Annotated in this window: 19 protein-coding genes and 1 pseudogene; 11 read left to right on the top strand and 9 right to left on the bottom strand. The window is 33.0% G+C overall.

Translation table 11 applies throughout. The features are described from left to right. Positions 1 to 37: 37 nt before the first annotated feature. Together gcvT and ACP5SL_RS03765 are read right to left on the bottom strand one after the other, a co-directional pair. On the bottom strand, positions 38 to 1,153 hold the full coding sequence (gcvT, locus tag ACP5SL_RS03770; RefSeq protein ID WP_193804054.1) for a glycine cleavage system aminomethyltransferase GcvT: 1,116 nt from the start codon (positions 1,151 to 1,153) through the stop codon (positions 38 to 40). Between the two features lie 152 nt (positions 1,154 to 1,305). After that, a pseudogene (locus ACP5SL_RS03765) lies at positions 1,306 to 2,082 on the bottom strand (sulfide-dependent adenosine diphosphate thiazole synthase). A gap of 201 nt (positions 2,083 to 2,283) precedes the next feature. Between ACP5SL_RS03765 and gcvH the strand changes: the two are divergent. Genes gcvH through ACP5SL_RS03725 form a run of 8 tightly spaced genes read left to right on the top strand, consistent with a single transcriptional unit; the run spans position 2,284 to position 8,452 of the window. Then, entirely contained in the window at positions 2,284 to 2,697 is a 414-nt protein-coding gene (gcvH, locus tag ACP5SL_RS03760) for a glycine cleavage system protein GcvH (protein WP_014557532.1), read from the top strand. A 15-nt stretch (positions 2,698 to 2,712) separates the two neighbouring features. Continuing rightward, positions 2,713 to 3,489: a proteasome assembly chaperone family protein gene (locus ACP5SL_RS03755; protein ID WP_158308289.1), complete on the top strand. Its 777-nt coding sequence runs from the start codon at positions 2,713 to 2,715 to the stop codon at positions 3,487 to 3,489. A 26-nt stretch (positions 3,490 to 3,515) separates the two neighbouring features. Beyond that, on the top strand, positions 3,516 to 3,944 hold the full coding sequence (locus ACP5SL_RS03750; protein ID WP_428228203.1) for an Hsp20/alpha crystallin family protein: 429 nt from the start codon (positions 3,516 to 3,518) through the stop codon (positions 3,942 to 3,944). A 6-nt stretch (positions 3,945 to 3,950) separates the two neighbouring features. Beyond that, positions 3,951 to 4,709, top strand: coding sequence for an RAD55 family ATPase (locus tag ACP5SL_RS03745; RefSeq protein ID WP_014557535.1), 759 nt, complete (start codon positions 3,951 to 3,953; stop codon positions 4,707 to 4,709). Positions 4,710 to 4,725: 16 nt separating this feature from the next. Then, entirely contained in the window at positions 4,726 to 5,760 is a 1,035-nt protein-coding gene (locus ACP5SL_RS03740) for a DUF354 domain-containing protein (protein WP_014557536.1), read from the top strand. 18 nt (positions 5,761 to 5,778) lie between these two features. Then, positions 5,779 to 6,621 carry a TIM barrel protein gene (locus tag ACP5SL_RS03735; protein ID WP_014557537.1) on the top strand — a complete coding sequence of 281 codons (843 nt, stop codon included), beginning with the start codon at positions 5,779 to 5,781 and terminating at the stop codon, positions 6,619 to 6,621. Positions 6,622 to 6,644: 23 nt separating this feature from the next. Then, positions 6,645 to 7,238, top strand: a complete 594-nt coding sequence (gene rnhB, locus ACP5SL_RS03730) for a ribonuclease HII (protein WP_148683520.1) — start codon at positions 6,645 to 6,647, stop codon at positions 7,236 to 7,238. Positions 7,239 to 7,279: 41 nt separating this feature from the next. Beyond that, positions 7,280 to 8,452: an OBG GTPase family GTP-binding protein gene (locus ACP5SL_RS03725; RefSeq protein ID WP_014557539.1), complete on the top strand. Its 1,173-nt coding sequence runs from the start codon at positions 7,280 to 7,282 to the stop codon at positions 8,450 to 8,452. 6 nt (positions 8,453 to 8,458) lie between these two features. On the opposite strand, the gene ACP5SL_RS03720 is transcribed toward ACP5SL_RS03725, so the two are convergent. Both ACP5SL_RS03720 and glmM read right to left on the bottom strand, forming a co-directional pair. Next, positions 8,459 to 8,857, bottom strand: a complete 399-nt coding sequence (locus ACP5SL_RS03720; protein WP_148683521.1) for a Trm112 family protein — start codon at positions 8,855 to 8,857, stop codon at positions 8,459 to 8,461. 6 nt (positions 8,858 to 8,863) lie between these two features. Further along, on the bottom strand, positions 8,864 to 10,222 hold the full coding sequence (gene glmM, locus ACP5SL_RS03715) for a phosphoglucosamine mutase (protein ID WP_014557541.1): 1,359 nt from the start codon (positions 10,220 to 10,222) through the stop codon (positions 8,864 to 8,866). A gap of 202 nt (positions 10,223 to 10,424) precedes the next feature. Here glmM and hxlA point away from each other — a divergent pair, with 202 nt between their 5' ends. Continuing rightward, on the top strand, positions 10,425 to 11,099 hold the full coding sequence (gene hxlA / locus ACP5SL_RS03710) for a 3-hexulose-6-phosphate synthase (protein WP_014557542.1): 675 nt from the start codon (positions 10,425 to 10,427) through the stop codon (positions 11,097 to 11,099). Positions 11,100 to 11,103: 4 nt separating this feature from the next. On the opposite strand, the gene ACP5SL_RS03705 is transcribed toward hxlA, so the two are convergent. Next, positions 11,104 to 12,465 (bottom strand): RuvB-like helicase, encoded by a 1,362-nt coding sequence (locus ACP5SL_RS03705; RefSeq protein ID WP_014557543.1) that lies wholly within the window; start codon positions 12,463 to 12,465, stop codon positions 11,104 to 11,106. A 147-nt stretch (positions 12,466 to 12,612) separates the two neighbouring features. Between ACP5SL_RS03705 and ACP5SL_RS03700 the strand changes: the two genes are divergently transcribed. After that, complete coding sequence (locus ACP5SL_RS03700) at positions 12,613 to 13,389, top strand: SDR family oxidoreductase (protein WP_014557544.1); 777 nt, start codon at positions 12,613 to 12,615, stop codon at positions 13,387 to 13,389. Positions 13,390 to 13,428: 39 nt separating this feature from the next. On the opposite strand, the gene ACP5SL_RS03695 is transcribed toward ACP5SL_RS03700, so the two are convergent. The 3 genes from ACP5SL_RS03695 to ACP5SL_RS03685 form a co-directional block, all read right to left on the bottom strand. Continuing rightward, positions 13,429 to 13,893 (bottom strand): hypothetical protein, encoded by a 465-nt coding sequence (locus tag ACP5SL_RS03695; RefSeq protein ID WP_193804048.1) that lies wholly within the window; start codon positions 13,891 to 13,893, stop codon positions 13,429 to 13,431. A gap of 271 nt (positions 13,894 to 14,164) precedes the next feature. Further along, positions 14,165 to 14,587: a universal stress protein gene (locus ACP5SL_RS03690; RefSeq protein WP_014557546.1), complete on the bottom strand. Its 423-nt coding sequence runs from the start codon at positions 14,585 to 14,587 to the stop codon at positions 14,165 to 14,167. Positions 14,588 to 14,600: 13 nt separating this feature from the next. After that, positions 14,601 to 15,848, bottom strand: a complete 1,248-nt coding sequence (locus ACP5SL_RS03685) for a phosphoglycerate kinase (protein ID WP_428228202.1) — start codon at positions 15,846 to 15,848, stop codon at positions 14,601 to 14,603. Between the two features lie 225 nt (positions 15,849 to 16,073). Between ACP5SL_RS03685 and ACP5SL_RS03680 the strand changes: the two genes are divergently transcribed. Continuing rightward, the gene (locus ACP5SL_RS03680) at positions 16,074 to 16,469 is read left to right on the top strand and encodes a hypothetical protein (protein ID WP_014557548.1); all 396 of its coding nucleotides are present in this window, start codon (positions 16,074 to 16,076) and stop codon (positions 16,467 to 16,469) included. Here ACP5SL_RS03680 and ACP5SL_RS03675 read toward each other — a convergent pair. Continuing rightward, on the bottom strand, positions 16,447 to 18,051 hold the full coding sequence (locus tag ACP5SL_RS03675) for a hypothetical protein (RefSeq protein ID WP_428228201.1): 1,605 nt from the start codon (positions 18,049 to 18,051) through the stop codon (positions 16,447 to 16,449). The two genes, ACP5SL_RS03680 and ACP5SL_RS03675, sit on opposite strands and share 23 nt — an antisense overlap. Between the last annotated feature and the right edge of the window lie 176 nt (positions 18,052 to 18,227).

The following is an 18,227-nucleotide window of genomic DNA, read 5'->3' as shown; positions in this document are numbered from 1 at the left end:
GAGATCTATGTAATACTAACTTGCTTTAGCGAAAAAACTATTTTTTCTGAATTAATGGGAAGTCTGAAAGCTTAGCTTCTGCTTCTTTCCCTTTCGCATCTTTTATTTTTATACTTTCACCTACTATGGCATATCTACTATCAATATATAACTGTGCAATTCCTCTTTCCAATACAGGACTATATGTGCCACTTGTCACCCACCCTACTTCTATGTCCTCTACATAAATCTTGTAACCGCTTCTTGGAACGAATCTTGAAAAGTCCTTTTTCATAATTGCACCTAGTCTGATCCATCTAGCTCCTTCTCTTCTACATGCACGAAGTGCATTTTCACCGATATATCCGTGCTTTTCCCAGTCTATAGAACCAAGACCGTACCTTAAAGAAATTGCACACGGAAATCTCATTGGGTCTTCGCCATATTCGTTTCCTCCAAGCACATAACCCATTTCCATTCTAAGCGTATCTCTTGCGACAATACCTATAGGTTTTGCACCAGCTTCTAAGAAATTTTTATAGACATTTTCTGCAATGCTATTTTCAACCCATATTTCAAAGCCATCTTCTCCTGTCCATCCGCTTCTACTAATTAAAAATATAGGATATTCTCCTAATTTGATATCTAACTTAAACTCCAGAGGTTTAAGCTGCAATGCCCCATTTATTCCAGCTTTTTCTGCTACTTCAGGACTTTTTGGGCCCTGAACTGCAAGCATGACATATCTTTCGGTAAGATCTTCTATTTCTGCATCAAAATTAAACTCTTCTTTTACTTTCTCAAGATGCTCCAGCACTCTTAGCCTAGTAGCAGCATTTGCAACACCTAGCCACTCTTCATCATTAACCTTATACCACATCTCATCATCAATTACTCTTGCATATTCATTTAAAGCCAAAGCAGGGCCACTCATAAAATTAATTTTGGTCTTTGCAATTTTCTTTGTAAAAACCTTTTCCAAAAGCTCCAAAGAATCTTTACCTTTTAAACGAAGCCTTCCCATATGTGAAACGTCAAAGATACCGACTTCATTTCTGACATTTAAATGCTCACTGATAGTAGAATTATAAACCATTGGAACTTCCCAACCTGCAAATTCTCCCATAGTTGCTCCTAGGCTTTCATGCAGGCTTTTTAGAACTAAACTTTTCATACTACAATCACCTATACGGAAAATCAAGTCATTTTAATATTTAAAAGTTTGTATATAAAAAAATTACCAGTGCTTAATACTTAAAAATTTAAGCGGGATTTTAACTAGACTTTTATTATTTTTACTGAAATTTTTGGGTTCACAAAAATCCTCTATTTTCCAAGCTCCTTTGAAATTAGTTCGGCTACCTTCTTACCTGATATTAGCATCCCAGAAAAAATCGGCCCCATTCTGTAAAGCCCATGTAAAGTAGCAACCGACATTCCAGCAGCATAAAGTCCATCACATACTTTTCCACTAAATTCAACAACTTGTTTTTCTCCTAGTTCAGCATGTGCAGATGATTCATTTTTAACATTTATCGCAAAACTTGGATTCTTTTTTGCTAATATTTTTATCAACTCTGCATCATGTCCAGTTGCATCCAATATAGCTTTTCCAGTGAAAAATATGGGATCTACATGTAGCTGTGCCAAATCTATAGCACTCCATTTTACAACAACTCCACTTACCCTAAGTGGTTTTTCCCTAACAATCAAATCCTCAACAGAGTATCCAAAAAGAATCTTAGCACCTGAATTTATTGCTCCAGTAGCAAGTTTTGAAATCAACTCGGATGCGTCAAGTGTGTATAAGTCTTCAAATTCTGTTTTTTTATATTCAATTTCAAAATCTTTGATGATTTTTAGTGCGTCAGATTTAATTACAATTTTATGCATTAAATTTCCTCCTCCTATTCCTCCTCCAAAGCTAAGTTTCCTTTCTAAAAATAATACTTTGAGCTCCTAATCTGCTAAATACTTAGCTGCAGTCATTCCGGATGGTCCAGCACCTACTATAATCACATCGCTGTCAGCAAACTCATTAAGGTCTTTCATGCTATGCTCAAGAATCAACTTTGTGATCTTGAATTCTAAATTCTCACTCATAAGAAATCCCTGATATAACTATATAATCAATAATATAAAAATTTTGTTATAAACTCATTTAAAGAGTTTAGAATACTTGCAAAATATGATTAACTACTTGAAGATGTTTATAGAAGAAGCTTAAGCGATTGCATGAAAATAATTTATATTTACTAGAAAAATAAATAATTAATTTGAACAAATCTTTAGAGGCTGTTTACTATGACCGAAATTGTCAAAATCAAGGATTATAACGTAAGAAAAGACTTTTATTATACAGAAACAGATGAATGGATAAAACTTGAAGGAATGAATGCTAGAATTGGAATAACCGATTACGCTCAAAAGCACTTGAAAGACATAATCGGAATTGACCTTCCTGAAAAAGGAAAGAAGATCAAAAAAGGGGAAGTTTTAGCAACGTTGGATTCTATAAAGGCAACGTCAGAAGTCTACGCTCCAATTTCTGGCGAGATTTTAGATGTAAACGAAACTCTGCTTGAATCTCCAGAGCTTATGAATAGCGATCCATATGAAAGCGGCTGGATAGCTTTAATAAAAATAGAAAATAATGATGAGCTGAATTCGCTTCTTACATTTGAGCAATATGTTAAATTACTTGAAAGCAGAAAGTAGTAAATGGTGAAAAGTTTGAACATCATAAGAGAGGAAGAAATTGGAGGAATATTAATACAGGAATATGAAGAGTTTAAACTGGAATCTCCCTCCTTTTTAATAGTAGGTTTTCCTGATGCAGGTTTGGTAGGTGGCATAAGCTTAAATCATTTAATTAGAGAGCTTAACCCAAAGGAAATTGCGGGAATTGATATTCCGAGGCTAAATCCCCCAATAGCGATCATTAGGAAAGGCGAGTATCATCCTCCTATAAGGATTTTTAAAAAAGATAACATCCTCTTTTTAGTATCAGAGATTCCTATTCCAGCTAATACTGTGCAACCCCTAAGCTATGCCATACTTGAATATTGCATGAGAAGAAGAGTTGATTACGTAATCGGTCTAACAGGAATAGGTTCGACTGAGAGATTGAATAAAGAAAAACCTGATGTATTTATAGCTTATGAGGGTGATCAAGCAAAAAGAATGATATTGATAAATGAAGGAAAGGTATTTGATGAGGGTATGTTAATGGGACCATTTGCAATATTTCTCAAAGAGGCAAAAAGATTTAATCTTCAAAGTTTAATAATATTGGCAGAAAGTTTTCCTGATCTTCCAGATCCTGAAGCAGCATCTGTCGCCGTTGAATATTTATCTAAAATTCTTTCAATAAAGATAAGTATCGACAAACTCCTTGAAGAAGCTGAATACATTAGACTTAGAACAAAAGAGATAATGAAGCAGACAGCAAAAGTAATGGGACAGATGGGGAGAAGTGCTGAAGCCCAACCTGGTATTTTATACACGTAATAAACTAACCAAAAAGGGTCTACAAGATGTATTGGTATGACGATTTTGAGCGAATAAGGGAGTATATCAGAAAAAGGATTAAAGAAATGGAGAGAGAATTTGAGGATGCTTTTTTAAGTACATCACTGCCTATTGAGGAATTTACTGCGGAAGATATCTCTTCTCCCCTTTATACGATATATGAAAGTGAGGATAGCTATTACGTAGTGATCGATGCGCCTTATATGGATACTTCTTCTCTTACAATAGAAGCACATGATAACATTCTCAATATCGAAGTAAAGCTTAAAGAAAAAATTAATCTGGGAAATATCGGATATAGACTTCACTCGTGCGAAATTTTCAACTACAGAAAAACTATATCTCTTCCTCCAGACGCAGACGTTTCTCGTTTAACATATAGTATAAAAAGCGGCAGAATCATAATAAATATACCAAAGAAACATGAGAAGTGAACAGTCTTGATAGGCAAAAGCATGCAACTTCCATTAGTTTCTGATCTGATGGAAGGGAATTTATCAGAAGGAATATATGTAATTGCAGGACCTCCAGGTATTGGAAAAAGTGTATTTGTAAAGAGGCTAATTGCCAATTCAATTGCCGATTCTTATATTCTCTATGTAAGTGTTGATTCAAGTATTAAGGACATGCTGGAGTTTTTAGAAAAAATGAACATTTCGAAATATAAAGACCATATTCAATTTCTTGACGCTTTTTCTACCACCTTCACTGGAATAAAACAAGATATACAGTATGAAAAAATTAACTTGGAAAGTGCAAGCGATTCTCTTTTTACAATTTATTCAAAGCTATCTCAAATGGATGGCAATAAAATTCTCGTTATCGATAGCATCACAGAAATGCTTATCGGAACTGACCCTGATACAAGTATATCGTTTATAAAAGGACTTAAACAAATTACTGAGTCAACGCATACGTTGGGGGTAATTACAATTCATACAGGTCCAGACAGTTTAAAGGATATACTATGGATATTGGAGTATCTTTCTGATGGGTATATTGAGCTAGCATTTGAACCTAACTTCGAAGCTGTAGGTATATTGCTTAGGAGAATAAGGATCAAAAAAATGAGAAACAAGTTTCATGATAGCAATTGGTATCCATACAAGATAGTGAAAGACTATGGCTTGCAGTTTATGAGCCCGCAGGAATTAAAAGCTATTGCAGACGTTGTTACAGGGAAGAAAAGTTCTCAGTAATTTTGGTGAAATTAGTTTGAAAATTTGGCTCGATGCACTGACTCCAAAACAGCTTTTACTCTTTTCCTACACTGCAAAAAAAGTAGAAGAAGAACTAAACGTGGAAATTCTTCTTACTTCTAGGAATACAGAAGAAATTGAAAGGCTTAATAGAATTATTCCATTCAGAGCAAAGCTCATAGGAAGCTATGGGAAAAACTTTGAAGAAAAGTTAATATTAGATTCAAAGAGAATAATTGACCTTTATGAAGTCGTTAGAAGGTTTGAGCCGGATATATTGGTAGCATATCCCAACCCAACGGCAAGCAGAGTTGCATTCGGTCTAAAGAAGAAAATATTAATATTCAGTGATACACCACACGCAGATCATGCCCATAGGCTCAGTGTTCCATTAGCGGATTGGTTGGTTTTTTCAAAGTTTCTAGATAAAAATCTTTTTTACAGATATATTTTGCCAAAGTTTACGAAAATCGTAACTTATAGAGGAGTAGAGGAGCTTGCTTGGACAAAAGATTATTTTCCAAACGATGAGCCTATTAAAAAAATAGGGCTAAATCCTTTTGAATATGTTGTTTTCAGACCACCAGAACGATATGCCTCGTACTATATATGGGATAGAAATAATTTAACCAAGAAAATTATTCAAGAAATTGCTGAACTTGATAAAAAAGTTGTACTTTTCCCAAGGTATGAAGAAGATTCGTTATTATTTAAAAGCGAAAATGTGATAATTATTGATGTGCCGGTTTTTGGGCTTGATTTAGAATATTTTAGTGCACTTACGATATCTGGAGGAGGGACGATGGCTAGGGAGGCATCCCTCTTGGGTGTGCCATCTTTCACGTTTTTTCCTGGAAAAATACACATAAATACAGCACTTGCAAAAGAAGGCTTCCCAATATATAGGTTCTTTGAATTGGAAGAAACACTTAAGTTTATTGAAATGATTTTAAAAGAGCCAGAAAAATATAGAGTTGATACTAAGAAATTAATTAAAGACATGGAAGATCCGTCGGTAGTTGTAAAAAAACTCTTTAAAAATAACATATAAGAAGAAAAGTGATGAGATTTGATTTTTTACGCGTTCCCAGTTTGGCACCAAAAGCCTTTAAGAAAAGAGGAATTTGAAGCTATTTATTCTAGCGGTTTTTCTTACGCTGAAATTAGTATTGAGTACCCGTGGCCTTTTTGGAAATCTGAAAGCTTTTATGAACAAATAGAATTTATAAAGAGTTCAGGATTGAAAATAGGTGTTCATTTGCCATGGAGAGATATACTTATTATCTCTCCCTATGACGAAATAAGAGAAGGAGCAGCGAATTATTTGAAGAAACTTGTTCAAACACTTGAAAAAATAAACGCGGAATACGCTGTAATGCACCTCACTACTAGAGAAGAAATCAACCTTAAAGACGAGACATATTTACAAAATATAGAGACTGTATTGAACCAGCTCATTTCTGAATATAAGATGCATGGCATAGAATTATTATTTGAGAACCCGCCTGCAGGTATTTTATCAAACAGATACAATTTCACTAGCTTAATAAACAGACTAAATGCAAGGATATGCTTTGATGCAGGTCATCTAATTTCAAGATTCTTAAAGGGAAATTCTTCCAACTTGCAAAATGTAATAAACTTTACTAATGATTGGCTCTTCAATCTTTTTGAATATATTAAAGTTGTTCACATTCATGGTGCTACAAAAGTGAATGGAGAAGTTATTGAGCATTACTTAATCGATGACTATGTTGACTTCTTTTACAATATACTAGAAAAGTTTAATCAGAATAAGAAAGATGTAATTGTGACATTAGAAATTTTTTATAAAAATCTTGAACGGAAAAACGCCGATTTAACTACTTTAACCAATTCTCTAAATTTACTAAAAAGAAAGTTTATTTTTTAAAATTTTTATAGTAGGTGAAATTTTTGCCAATTACATTGGGCATTGATGAAGCTGGAAGAGGATGCATGATAGGTTCCATGTTTGTGGCAGGTGTTGTAATAGACGATAGGGCAGAAAAGGTATTTAAAAAGTATGGAGTTAAAGATAGTAAAAAGCTTTCAAAAAATAAAAGAGAAAAACTTTACGATATCATAACTTCTAATGCATTATGGTTCGAAGTCGTTGAAGTAACACCATTAGAAATAGATAACCAAAACATAAACTATCTTACTATTAGAGCAATGAGAAAAATAGCAAATGACGCAACCAAAGAAATAAAATATTTGAATAGAATTATTGCTGATATAGTTGGTAAAGGAGATTTTAAACTAGTAGAAAGTGATAATATTGAACAACTGGTCTTAAAAAAAGCTGATGAGAATTTTATAGCTGTCGCTGCTGCAAGCATAGTAGCAAAAGTTCAAAGAGATAGGGCTCTAGAACAAATTAGAAACAACTTCGGCTTAATTGGTTCAGGATATCCAGGGGATAAAAAAAGCGTTGAATGGCTAAAACTTCATTATTCTAAAATTCCAAGAGAGTATATTAGAACTAAATGGAAAACTTTTAAAAAATAATGTCTTAACTTTACTTTCTAAAATCCTAATACAGTGAGAAAATGCCTACTAACCTGCCTCCTGAAGCAAGAGCTAAATGGATTAAGGTAATGGAAGCAAAGACTACTGAAGAAAAGATTAAGGCTCTAGAAGATTTTATTTCCTCTGTTCCAAAGCATAAAGGAACAGAAAATTTGTTATATTGGGCAACAAGGAGGCTAAGTCAACTTAAGGAAGATGCTGAACTAGCAAAAAAGAAGAAAACTGGAGGAGGTATTAAATTTTATATTGAAAAAGAAGGCGATGCGCAGATAGTAATGCTTGGACCTCCTCTCTCAGGAAAAACCTCTCTTCTATCTAAATTGACAAACGCAAAAGTCGAGATCCTTGGTTATCATTATTCCACAAAAATTCCCCAACCTGGAATGCTTAAATATATGGATGTTTACTTTCAGCTTATTGATACGCCAAGCATACCTTATAAGATGGATGAAAGTGTGCCATGGCTCAATAGAACAATTGGACTTGCTAGAAACGCAGATGCCATTATTCTAGTATTAGATGGCAGTAAAAACGTAAAAGAACAGATACTCGGTTATTTGGAATTGCTGGAAAAGGCGGGAATAATGACAAAAAAACCTAAAGGAAGTATAGAAATAAAAAAAGCAAGCAAAGGAGGATTAAATATTATACTTAATGGAAAAATAGTTGATGGTAGAGTCGAAGATATAAAGTCTATACTTAAAGACTATAAAATTATTCATGCTGTCGTAAAAATTAATGGAGAAATTAGTTTAGAAGATATAGAGACATCGATTATTGGCAGTAAGGTTTACAGACCTACCATTATCACAGTCAACAAGAGTGACCTTATTGATAACATTGAAGAAGTTGAAAAGGAAATAAGCTATATTTCAAAAGAAGTTGAAGGCGTCATATTTACTTCAACAATTACTAACAAAAACTTAGAAAAAATTGGAGAACTTATATTTAAAAGTTTGAGATTAATTCGAATTTATACCAAACAACCAAATGGCGATGTTGCAAAAAAGCCGCTAGTTCTTAAAAATGGGGCAACAGTTAGAGATGTCGCGTCTAGCATTCATTCTTCACTAGAAGAGTTTTTTAAATATGCAAAAATATGGGGAAAAAGTGCTAAGTATCCAGGCGAAAGAGTAGGTTTGGATCACGAACTTCAAGATGGAGACATAGTCGAAATATATTCTAAGGTATAGTACTGTCTATTCATCTTCACCTAGGTTATACGGCATACCTTTTTTCCATATTTTTTCCGGCAGTTTATCTTTATATTTCTTGAGAAATTCTATATCTTTGTTTTTTTCTTCTTTCCTTATGTAGTCAGGAAGCATGTGAGGTATCCCATTAATTATAGGATACCATCTTCCGCATCCAGGACAGTATAATACTCCAGTCTCAATTTCCCTTTTAAAGCATTCTTCACAAGGAGGCGGAGTTGTTAAATTCTTTATGAAATCTCCTCTATATGCGCAGTATAATTCGCATAATGGAGCTTTCTGAGATAATTTTCTTTCTTTTTCAACACTTTCAATTACTATTAATTCTAAAGGAAATTTTTTACATATAGGACATGCTAGTATATCCATCAATCTATATTTCATACTTCTTCAACCGAGGATAATTTTTTCAAGTTCTTTTAAAATAAGCTTTTCCTTGTTTTGTATTTTAGACTCAACCATTACTCTTAATACGGGTTCCGTACCACTAGGTCTTACGAGAAACCACGAATCTTCCTGTAAAACTTTTACACCATCAATATCAATCATTGGATAACTTCTATAACAATTTTTTATTTTTTCTATAATTTCCTTAGCTTTACTTATATCAATGCTGTATTTTGTTTTTATTGTATAAGTCTTTGGATAGATAGAATATAATTCTGATATTTTTTTTCTTTCTGCTGACATAACTTCAAGCATTAGAGCTAATGCCATACCTGCATCTCTTACATACTGATGTTTTGGATACATAATTCCGCCATTCTCCTCGAATCCCAAAAGCCCACCCTCTTTTTTTAGTTTCCTAGCGATATCGACGCTACCAACCTTCATCCAAATGACGTCTATTCCGCGCTTTTTAAGCAACTCCTCAATAAAATAGCTACTGCTGATTCCTGTATATACTTTCTTTGGAAGCTCCGGGTTTTTTTCCGAGAGATATATTGACAGAATGACTGCTGTTTTATCTCCCCACAGAACGTTTCCAAATTCATCAAGAAAAATCGATCTATCTGCATCTCCGTCAACAGCTATTCCTAAATCTGCATTCACTGCTTTTACAACATTGGAAGTATCAAAAAGAGTTTCGGGAGTTGGCTCAGGGAGTCTGCCTGAAAAATCCGGATCGAGGTGAGAATTTAAACTTATGGGCTTTCCTCCAAGGAGCTTTACAAGCTTTGGAATAACTAAAGAACCAACGCTATTTGCTCCATCTACAACAACTTTAAAATTTCTTCTTTTTATAATCTCATCGTCAACATTATCTAATATCCCTTCCAAGTACTTATCAAGCGGATCTGGGTACTTCGGAATAAAGAACTTTTCTTCTGAAGATATCTTTCCGGAAATTCTGTTTTCTAAATATATTTTTTCTATTTCATTTTCTTTCTCTCTCGGTATTTCAATTCCATCGCTATCAATAACCTTTATACCATTATATTCGGGTGGATTGTGACTTGCAGTAATCATCACACCTCCGTCAAAAAAACCTTCATTTTTTATAACATACTGTAAAGCTGGTGTGGTGATTAATCCTGCGTCGTAAACCCTACACCCTGAAGTTAAAAATCCAGAGATTATTGCATGTCTTATCAGTTCTCCGCCATACCTAACGTCTCTCCCTAGCAAGAACACAGATCTTTCTCCAAATTCTTCACATATAGCTTGCGATATTTTCACCAAAAATTCAGCTTGAAGTTCATTTTTAACTTTTAATCTTATACCATCGGTTCCAAAAATCTTTCCCATGATGAAACACCTATGATGTGAAAATATTAAAAATGTTTATTTATGAGCTTCCTATAAGTGTATATTGATTTTAATTATTGAAGTTGATATGGTTTCATTTATTTAATTTTAAATGGCTTTTTAAAAATTTATTTAAATGTTTTTTCCTATTAATATCTCATTTAAGTTTATTTGATTTCAAAAAATAGAGTGGTGCAAAAATTTGAAATTTAATACCTTAAAAGAACCGCCTTACTTACAAGTTGCAATAGATGTTACAGATCTAAAAAAAGCACTTTTCATTGTCAGACAAGTAATAGATTTAAGTGATAAAATAATAATCGAGGTTGGAACCCCACTGATAAAGAGCTATGGCATGTTACCTGTAGAAATTATTTCTTATCTTTACCCTGAAAAAATCATTTTAGCAGACATGAAAACAATGGATGTAGGGTATTTAGAAGCAAATTTGGCTTTTAAATCCGGCGCTACAATTTCCACTGTTTTAGGTGCAGCCGATAATGAGACCATCCAAGGCGCTCTAAAAGCTTCGCTTGAATATAACAAATTCATTCAGGTTGATTTAATTAACGTAAAAGACCTCGCAAGCAGGGCAAGAGAAGTTGCTGAATTAGGCGTACATATAGTTGGTTTGCATGCTGGTATAGATCAGCAGACAAATAAAAAGCTTAGAGCTATAGATATGATAGAATTGTTAAAAGAAATAAAAAATGCAGTTGAAAAAACATCGTTGGTTTCTATCGCTGGGGGCATAAAGCAGGGAGAGTTAAAAAGATTTGCTGAAAATGGAGCAGACATAATAGTTGTAGGTGGAGCTATAACATCCAGTGAAGACCCAAGAGAAGTTGCTAAAAATATGTTAAAAGAAATACTTTAAATTTTTAATGCAACATCAACTGTTCATATTTAGTTATATAGTCGATGCTACTCTTGAGATCTATGAACTTTGCGGATGCCTCGATTACCTCTTCCTTTGTGACTTTCTGTTTGTTTTTTCTAATAGCTAATACTTTTGCAGGTACCATAAGCTGTATAGCGTACCTAAGGCTTCTATTAACACCTATGTTGGTCAGTTCTTCTATTGCATCATCAGAGAGTGGTATATCTTCTTCTTCTGACCTTATCAAGATTATTTGCTTAATTTCATCTCTATTATACGGCCTTGTAGTAATAATCAAAAGTCTATCAAGTAAATCTAATGGCATTCCGTGAGGGGATTCTATATCTGTTCCCCTTATTTTTGTGATCCCTCTATTTGTTGCTAATATTATTATCGGTGCAAGCTCGCTTTCCATCGCCCTAGTCAAAAAGCTAAATGCTTCTAAATCAAGCATATGTGCATCATCTATAAATAGTACTCCAGGTATTATCTCTCCCATACCATCATTTATCCATTTTTTTACCTGTTCATCAACTTCTTTTCTAACATCCTGACCTATTTCCTTTAATGGTGAGAAACCGAAAAGGATTTCTAGACCTGCTTTTCTCGTTGCAAAATATATATCAAGATCATGCAATGTTATAGTGTGAACAATTTCTTTATCTTTCTTTATCGGACCTTGAGGCATTTCCATTATTCTTTCGCTTGAAATATAAGGAGATTTTTCTTCTGCTTCTTCCTTTAACCTACCTTCTTTGAATATTCTTCCAGTTTGAGAATCTATCCAAATAACATCTCCTTTTTTAATTCCTAATTCTAAAAGTTGTTGTGTTATTTCTTCACTAACTGTTAAGGTTATGTTTTCATCTTTAGTTTCTAAAGTAATTTTTGCCTCTCTTGGAATCATCATGTATGGATTGTATGGATTTCTCAGCCTCCTTATTTTTAGCTCTTTAACTGCCCCTTCATATACAGTTCTTTTCTCCTTGATTCTAACACCTATGCTTTTTCTTAAAGTTTGCATTAACATCTCTGTCTTTTTCATTTCAGTAGAATATATTTCGGAACCAGTAAATTCTACAAATGGAGTATCTTCGCCAAGCTCTCTTGCTATTGCTACTGCAAGCGCAGTCTTTCCCGTACCTGTTGGACCTACAAATAGAATCCCTCTTCCAGCCATTTTGCCTTCTTTTATCATTTGAACAACGATGCCTGCGGCTTCTCTAGCCTCTATTTGACCGACAAGTCCATCCGCTATTTGCTTAGCTTTACCATTTTCATCAAGACCTAATCCTTTGATATGACTATGAAATCCGATTCTCTTAAATTCCTTGACTTTCGGTAATTCTTCAATTATCGACATAGTGCTGTTCACCTTTGAATCTTATATTTTTATATTAGAAATTGCATAATATATTTGATAATAAAATTTAGGTAAAAAAATTTTTTAACAATATTTAAGCTTAAGCTATCGTACTAGCCTATCTATTGTTAATTTTGGTGATAAAAAATGGACATGAACCTTAGAAATAAAAAAATCATCATATTGGCTGGTTCCACAGGTATGGGATTTGAAATAACAAAAAACCTTGTTAATGAAGGTGCAAAAGTAGTGTTTTGCAGTAGCAATGAAAATAATTTAAAAAGGGCTATTAGCTTATTAGGCAACCCCATTAATTTAAAAGGAGAACTTTGTGACCTTTCCTCAACGAATAGTATTAAGAATTTTTTTGAGAAAGCGAAGGAATATTTAGAAAACTTTGACGGTATGGTTTACAATACTGGAGGTCCTAAAACAGGTAACATTAATAGTTTAAGCGAAGAAGATTACTATTACGCTTATAAGCTATTATCAGAAAGTGCATTTGTTTCTACAAAAGAGTTCTTGAAGTATGCTAATAAAGGTGCATCTGTAGTATACATGACAAGCACTGCGGTGAAAGAACCAATTTATAATCTTCTGCTTAGCAATACAATGAGACTAACAGTAATAGGACTCGCGAAATCTCTTTCTAGAGAATATAGCGATTTTGCCAGATTTAATGTTGTTATGCCAGGTTATATTTTGACAGAAAAGTTGAAGCAGTTATTAGAAGAAGAAGCAAAAGAAAAAGCAACGACATTCGATAGTATTGTAAGTCAATATATAAAGGAAATACCAATGAAAAGGCTTGGTGATCCAAAGGAAGTTGCAAATCTTGTTTTGTTTTTACTAAGCGACTTATCTTCATATATAAATGGCGTTGCAATTGCAGTAGATGGAGGAATGTTAAAAAGTATGTTATAGAAAGTAATGCTTCTGTTCTGATAAGCCGTCATTAGAAAATTATTTTTTTGAGCCCAAATGCTTTGATTGAAGCTCTACCTCAGCTTCAACCATAGCAATTTCTCCCCTTAACTCTTCAACAGCTTTCTTCAATTCATTCATTTCATTTTCGGGAATTCCTACTAAAGATAACGCTTCTTTTCCAATACTTGTAGTCTTGAGCTTTTTTGCTCTACCTGCGGTCTCAAGAAATTCAACATATAGAAGAGCTAGAATATCTTCTTTAAGGCTTTTGCTAACAATTGCATTTCCTACTTTAAAGAAAGTGTAATCAAACTGAATTCCTTTTTCTTTAAGCTTATAAATTAATGTATTTAATCCTTTTTCTGTTATTTCACCATAAATATCTATTAATTTTAAAAGCTTCATGAGCTTAGGATTTTGCATAACCTGATCTCTGGTAATAAGTTGTTTGGCTTCTAACTTAAGTTCTTTGCTCTTTTTTTCTTGACTTGGAGCAGACATTGTTTTAACACCTTATTTTTTAACAAATTCTAAAAATTAATATGATTTAACGTTAATATTTTATTCGCGTTAAGCATCTATCCATTCTCTAAATGTGAGCTACTCTGCCCTAAAAGACGAAATTATTGCTAAAAACTTTATAATAACTTTTTTTAACCGTAGAAATAGCATAGGTTACAATTGAAGGCCCAACCATTTCTAACAGAGAAAAGAGAGCTAAAGCTCATAAAAATTCTCATCTATCTTCCAAAAAATTTTTTAAAAAAGTTTATTATTTGATGAACAAATAGCTTACGTCAGTATTTACAAAAACTCCAGCAGCAGTACTCCCTTTCGAAATCTCTGCAGAAATTGTTTTCCCTCTCGTACCCATAATGACCAAATCGTAGTTTTTGCTATTAATCTCTTTAATAAGTTCATTTGAAACACTACTTTCTTCTGGATTGAATTTAGTAACTTTACTAATTATTTCTACTCCCCTTTCTTTCGCTAAAATTTCTGCCTTCTTAATAATGTTTTCATTACAAGAATTATTACTACATGCATATATAACATGGACCTCGGATCCGAGCATTCTCGATAGCTCTAATGCAATTTTCAAACCTCTTTCACTGCTAGCTGATCCGTCAAAAGCCACTAGGATCCTTCTGAGCGCATAGCTTAAGCTAAATGCTCTATCAACGTAGCTACTCATCTTCTTCCCCTCATTATTCTAATTGTATTCCATCCAAATTAAATTTACTTGCTGAAAATGAAAGCGCTTCTATACCAGGAAGCATTTCTCCGCTCAAGTATAGTAACAATGCTCCACCACCACTACTATTATGAATTCTAGTTCTTAGGTTTTCAGGTATGAAATCGAGGACTGAGGTTAGATGCCCGCCTCCAAGTATAACTTTTGCATTTGTTGATGCAGCATTCTTTACAAGTTCAATGGATCCTTTCATATATTCTTTTTCTTCTATAACTCCTGCCGGCCCTCGCAATACAATTACCTTAGCTTCTCTCATTATGTTAGAATATTCTTCAATGGTTTTCTCCCCTATATCTTTAATTAAGCCTTCTTTTTTCGGCAGTTCTTTTATATCAACAACGCCTCCACCTTCAATAACGAAATCTTCAGGCAAAAGGATTCTATCTTTGTAATTTAACAAAATTGATTTAGCATTAGATAATAGAGAAATTCCACCTAGTTTTTCAAGTTTCTCTTTATTACTCTTACCAATATCAATTCCTGATGCGAACAAGAACAGTTCTGATACAAGCCCAGTTAATAGGACTCTAGTAGACGAATTTGAATTTTTAAGAATATTATTTATTATTCTGATACTATCATTAATTTTTGTACCACCGAGCACAAAGATCTTTGGAGATATTTTAGGATCTCTGATTTCCTTTAAAGCAATAACCTCGCTTTCCATAACCCTTCCTGCAAGTGACGGCAATACGTAAGGAAAACCTACTATACTTGCATGCTTCCTATGTGCAGTGGCAAAAGCATCATTAATGAAGTAATTAAATAGAGGCGCTAGTTTTCTTACCATATATGATTTTGAATGAAAATCTCCTGAAGCTTCAATGTTTTCTTCTGATAGAAACCTTACGTTATCTAGCATTAAAACTTCTCCATCTTTTAGCATAAAAATGCTATTTCTCGCGTGAGGTCCTATTATGTCATCGATGAAATTTACTTTGTAACCAAGCTCTTTTTCTAAAAGTAAGCTATGCTCGCTCAGATCACTAAAATCTTCCATTCCAGGCCTTCCTTGATGCGTTAATATTGCAACAGATGCATTTTTATCTATCAATTCCCTTATAGTTTTAACATGTATTTTTATTCTGGAAAAATCTATTATTTTTTTGTTTTCATTAAGTGGGCTATTAAAATCTACTCTTAAAAGAACTTTTTTCCCATTTAGATCAACTGAATCCAGAGTTGCAACTTTAATGCTCATTTCAGTCAACTCTTTGAGAAATCAAAAATTTTTCCAGCATACAATATAAAAATTATCGCTAATAAAAATATTTAAAGAAAGAGATTAGAATTGATATAAATTCTTCATTATAAAAGACTAGAGAATTTTTCATTCCTATATTTTTATCAAAAATTTTTGCTAAAAAGATTTATTATTTGAAAAATTAAATAATAGAAGTTTAATGAAATATGGGATATGAATTTCATGAGCAAAAAAGACGACTTAAATGATAAAAATCTTCTTGAAAGGATCATTAACAGTTTCTTAAATATATTTTTCAACTATAATAACATAGAGGCTTATTCCATTGCGCAAAGTCTAACTGATATAGAAATTTTCGAAAAGATAGATGCCAATGAAGTAAAAATATACATTATGTTACCAGAAAGTTTATCAGAAGAGCAAGTGAAAGTTGTTCCTATTGATAAAAATCATATAAAAATATTCGTAGAAAAATATGAAGAAATATACAGAAAAATAAAATTACATTATAAAATTGATATTAAGTCTGTTCAAGCAGAAAGAAAGAAAAAAGACCTAATTGTTCTCACTGCAAAAAAGAAAAAATTTTTAAAAATTAGTTGGAATCAAAATCATTGATATCATTCTCAATTATATGTATCGAAGTAGCATCTACAATGTGGTTTGCTATATCAGTAACATTTCCGATAACTATTACAGGAGCATACTGTGTTAAGTTCCCTTTGATCTTGGTATTAGATAATATAATTACTGTCCATTCGGTGGGAATCATTTTGTTCCAGGCTCCCAAACCCTTCACTTCATTCGTCATAGGTTGAATAAGAGGAGTACCTCCCAAAACGGTCAAATTATTTTGATTTATACTTATAACGATTCCCTTAACTGTTATTAGCCCCGTATAGTTATAATACTGGCTCTCAAATGAAAGTATCAAACTTATAGAGTTGTCTAAGTTTTTAAGCGCATTTAAAATAAGAACTTTTACTGAATTTAATTGTTTGTCTACAGTTATGTTGGATAATTCGGATATCAATTGTTCCGTTTGATTGCTTATTTGCTGTAAAGAACTAAATGCGTTTTGAGCATTTGTTGCTGAAAGATCTAAGACAGCAGCATTTGCCGACATTACTAAATTTTCGGCACTATTAATATAGTTTGTAAGGATCTCTACTTGTGTCTGATTTACATTAGCTCCATTTCCATGACTAATTCCTTTTCCATATGAATAATTTTCCAATTGATTCTGAGCGACTCTTAGCAATACTTCTGATGATGTAAAAATATTAAAACCAAATTTCTTTGACAGTGGCTCGCCTTGCATGTATTGAATTATTGTTTTGTTAATTTCATCTTTACTTATTACTGAAGATAGGTTACTATTTTCTATTTGATTCTGTATCTGATTCATTATTTGCTGTATATTCTCTTCCATTTCTCTTTGCATAATTCCAAGCCCTCTAACTGCCATAGCCTTCTCTCTGATATTTTTCACATTCAGTATTTCTGTTGAATTTACTATACTTGTATTAAACATTGAGTTTATTTCGTTTATCCTTTTTATACCTAAATCAGATAGCTCGGCCTGAATCTTCGCTTCCTTTATTGAATTCTCCATGTCATTAAGTTCTTTTACTACATTTTTTAATATAATTGAAGCCCCTGTATAGTTTCCTTGGTTAATCAAATTTAGAGCTTGATTTAACTGTTGCGTTAGATTAGCTTTTACCTGTGAATCTAAAAAGCTCATATTATTAATCCTGTAGATTAGTTGAGTAACTATATTATTTAGCTGAATCTGAGCTATTTCTTTTAATTCTGGAAGAGATAAATTCAGCTGTTGCAATCTCAATATATATATTTCTTTTACTATTTCTATATATATCTGGGTGGCTTTACCTTGCTCTCCGCTCTGAAGTGCTGAGATGAACTGCGTAAGAAGCAATTCTAGTTGTGAAGTATTTAATCCTTTTGATTTATAGTAATCAATTATATTATTAATACTGTTAACTATAACTTGTTCAGCTGTCTGATTAGTTACCTGTGATCCCTGTGCCGTAGTAGTCATTACGCTCGAGGTGTTCGTTGACTCTGCGGATGATATTGTAAACACGTTTCCAAAAGAGAAGGTCAGCAGAATAAATAGTAAACCAGAGACCGTTCCGGCGAATAATTTTTTTGATTTTTTTCTCATTTTTTCCATCAATTGCATCACCTTTTTCATCAAAAGAATTTAACGCTATATATGTAAATATGAACAACTCCTGTACACAAATTGAACAAAAATGGAACACAGTGATAGAGACATAGAAATGAAAAAATAAGTAGTTTTTATAAAGATGGACGCTCAGGAAACTTCACATTGTATCGAGAAAATGA

The organism is Fervidicoccus sp., from assembly GCF_049967375.1.
GTDB classification, from domain to species: Archaea; Thermoproteota; Thermoprotei_A; order Sulfolobales; family Fervidicoccaceae; genus Fervidicoccus; species Fervidicoccus fontis.
The sequence above is the reverse complement of the archived record's forward strand: the minus strand, read 5'-3'. Positions and strand labels throughout refer to the sequence as shown.

Bases quoted from the DNA above. Each gene is read 5' to 3' on its own strand.
- ACP5SL_RS03690 (WP_014557546.1), bottom strand. From the start codon at position 14,587: ATGAGTAGCTACGTTGATAGAGCATTTAGCTTAAGCTATGCGCTCAGA.
- ACP5SL_RS03680 (WP_014557548.1), top strand. From the start codon at position 16,074: ATGAGCAAAAAAGACGACTTAAATGATAAAAATCTTCTTGAAAGGATC.
- ACP5SL_RS03685 (WP_428228202.1), bottom strand. From the start codon at position 15,848: ATGAGCATTAAAGTTGCAACTCTGGATTCAGTTGATCTAAATGGGAAA.
- ACP5SL_RS03725 (WP_014557539.1), top strand. From the start codon at position 7,280: ATGCCTACTAACCTGCCTCCTGAAGCAAGAGCTAAATGGATTAAGGTA.
- ACP5SL_RS03675 (WP_428228201.1), bottom strand. From the start codon at position 18,051: ATGGAAAAAATGAGAAAAAAATCAAAAAAATTATTCGCCGGAACGGTC.
- ACP5SL_RS03720 (WP_148683521.1), bottom strand. From the start codon at position 8,857: ATGAAATATAGATTGATGGATATACTAGCATGTCCTATATGTAAAAAA.
- ACP5SL_RS03695 (WP_193804048.1), bottom strand. From the start codon at position 13,893: ATGTCTGCTCCAAGTCAAGAAAAAAAGAGCAAAGAACTTAAGTTAGAA.
- glmM (WP_014557541.1), bottom strand. From the start codon at position 10,222: ATGGGAAAGATTTTTGGAACCGATGGTATAAGATTAAAAGTTAAAAAT.
- ACP5SL_RS03700 (WP_014557544.1), top strand. From the start codon at position 12,613: ATGGACATGAACCTTAGAAATAAAAAAATCATCATATTGGCTGGTTCC.
- gcvH (WP_014557532.1), top strand. From the start codon at position 2,284: ATGACCGAAATTGTCAAAATCAAGGATTATAACGTAAGAAAAGACTTT.
- gcvT (WP_193804054.1), bottom strand. From the start codon at position 1,153: ATGAAAAGTTTAGTTCTAAAAAGCCTGCATGAAAGCCTAGGAGCAACT.
- ACP5SL_RS03705 (WP_014557543.1), bottom strand. From the start codon at position 12,465: ATGTCGATAATTGAAGAATTACCGAAAGTCAAGGAATTTAAGAGAATC.
- ACP5SL_RS03750 (WP_428228203.1), top strand. From the start codon at position 3,516: ATGTATTGGTATGACGATTTTGAGCGAATAAGGGAGTATATCAGAAAA.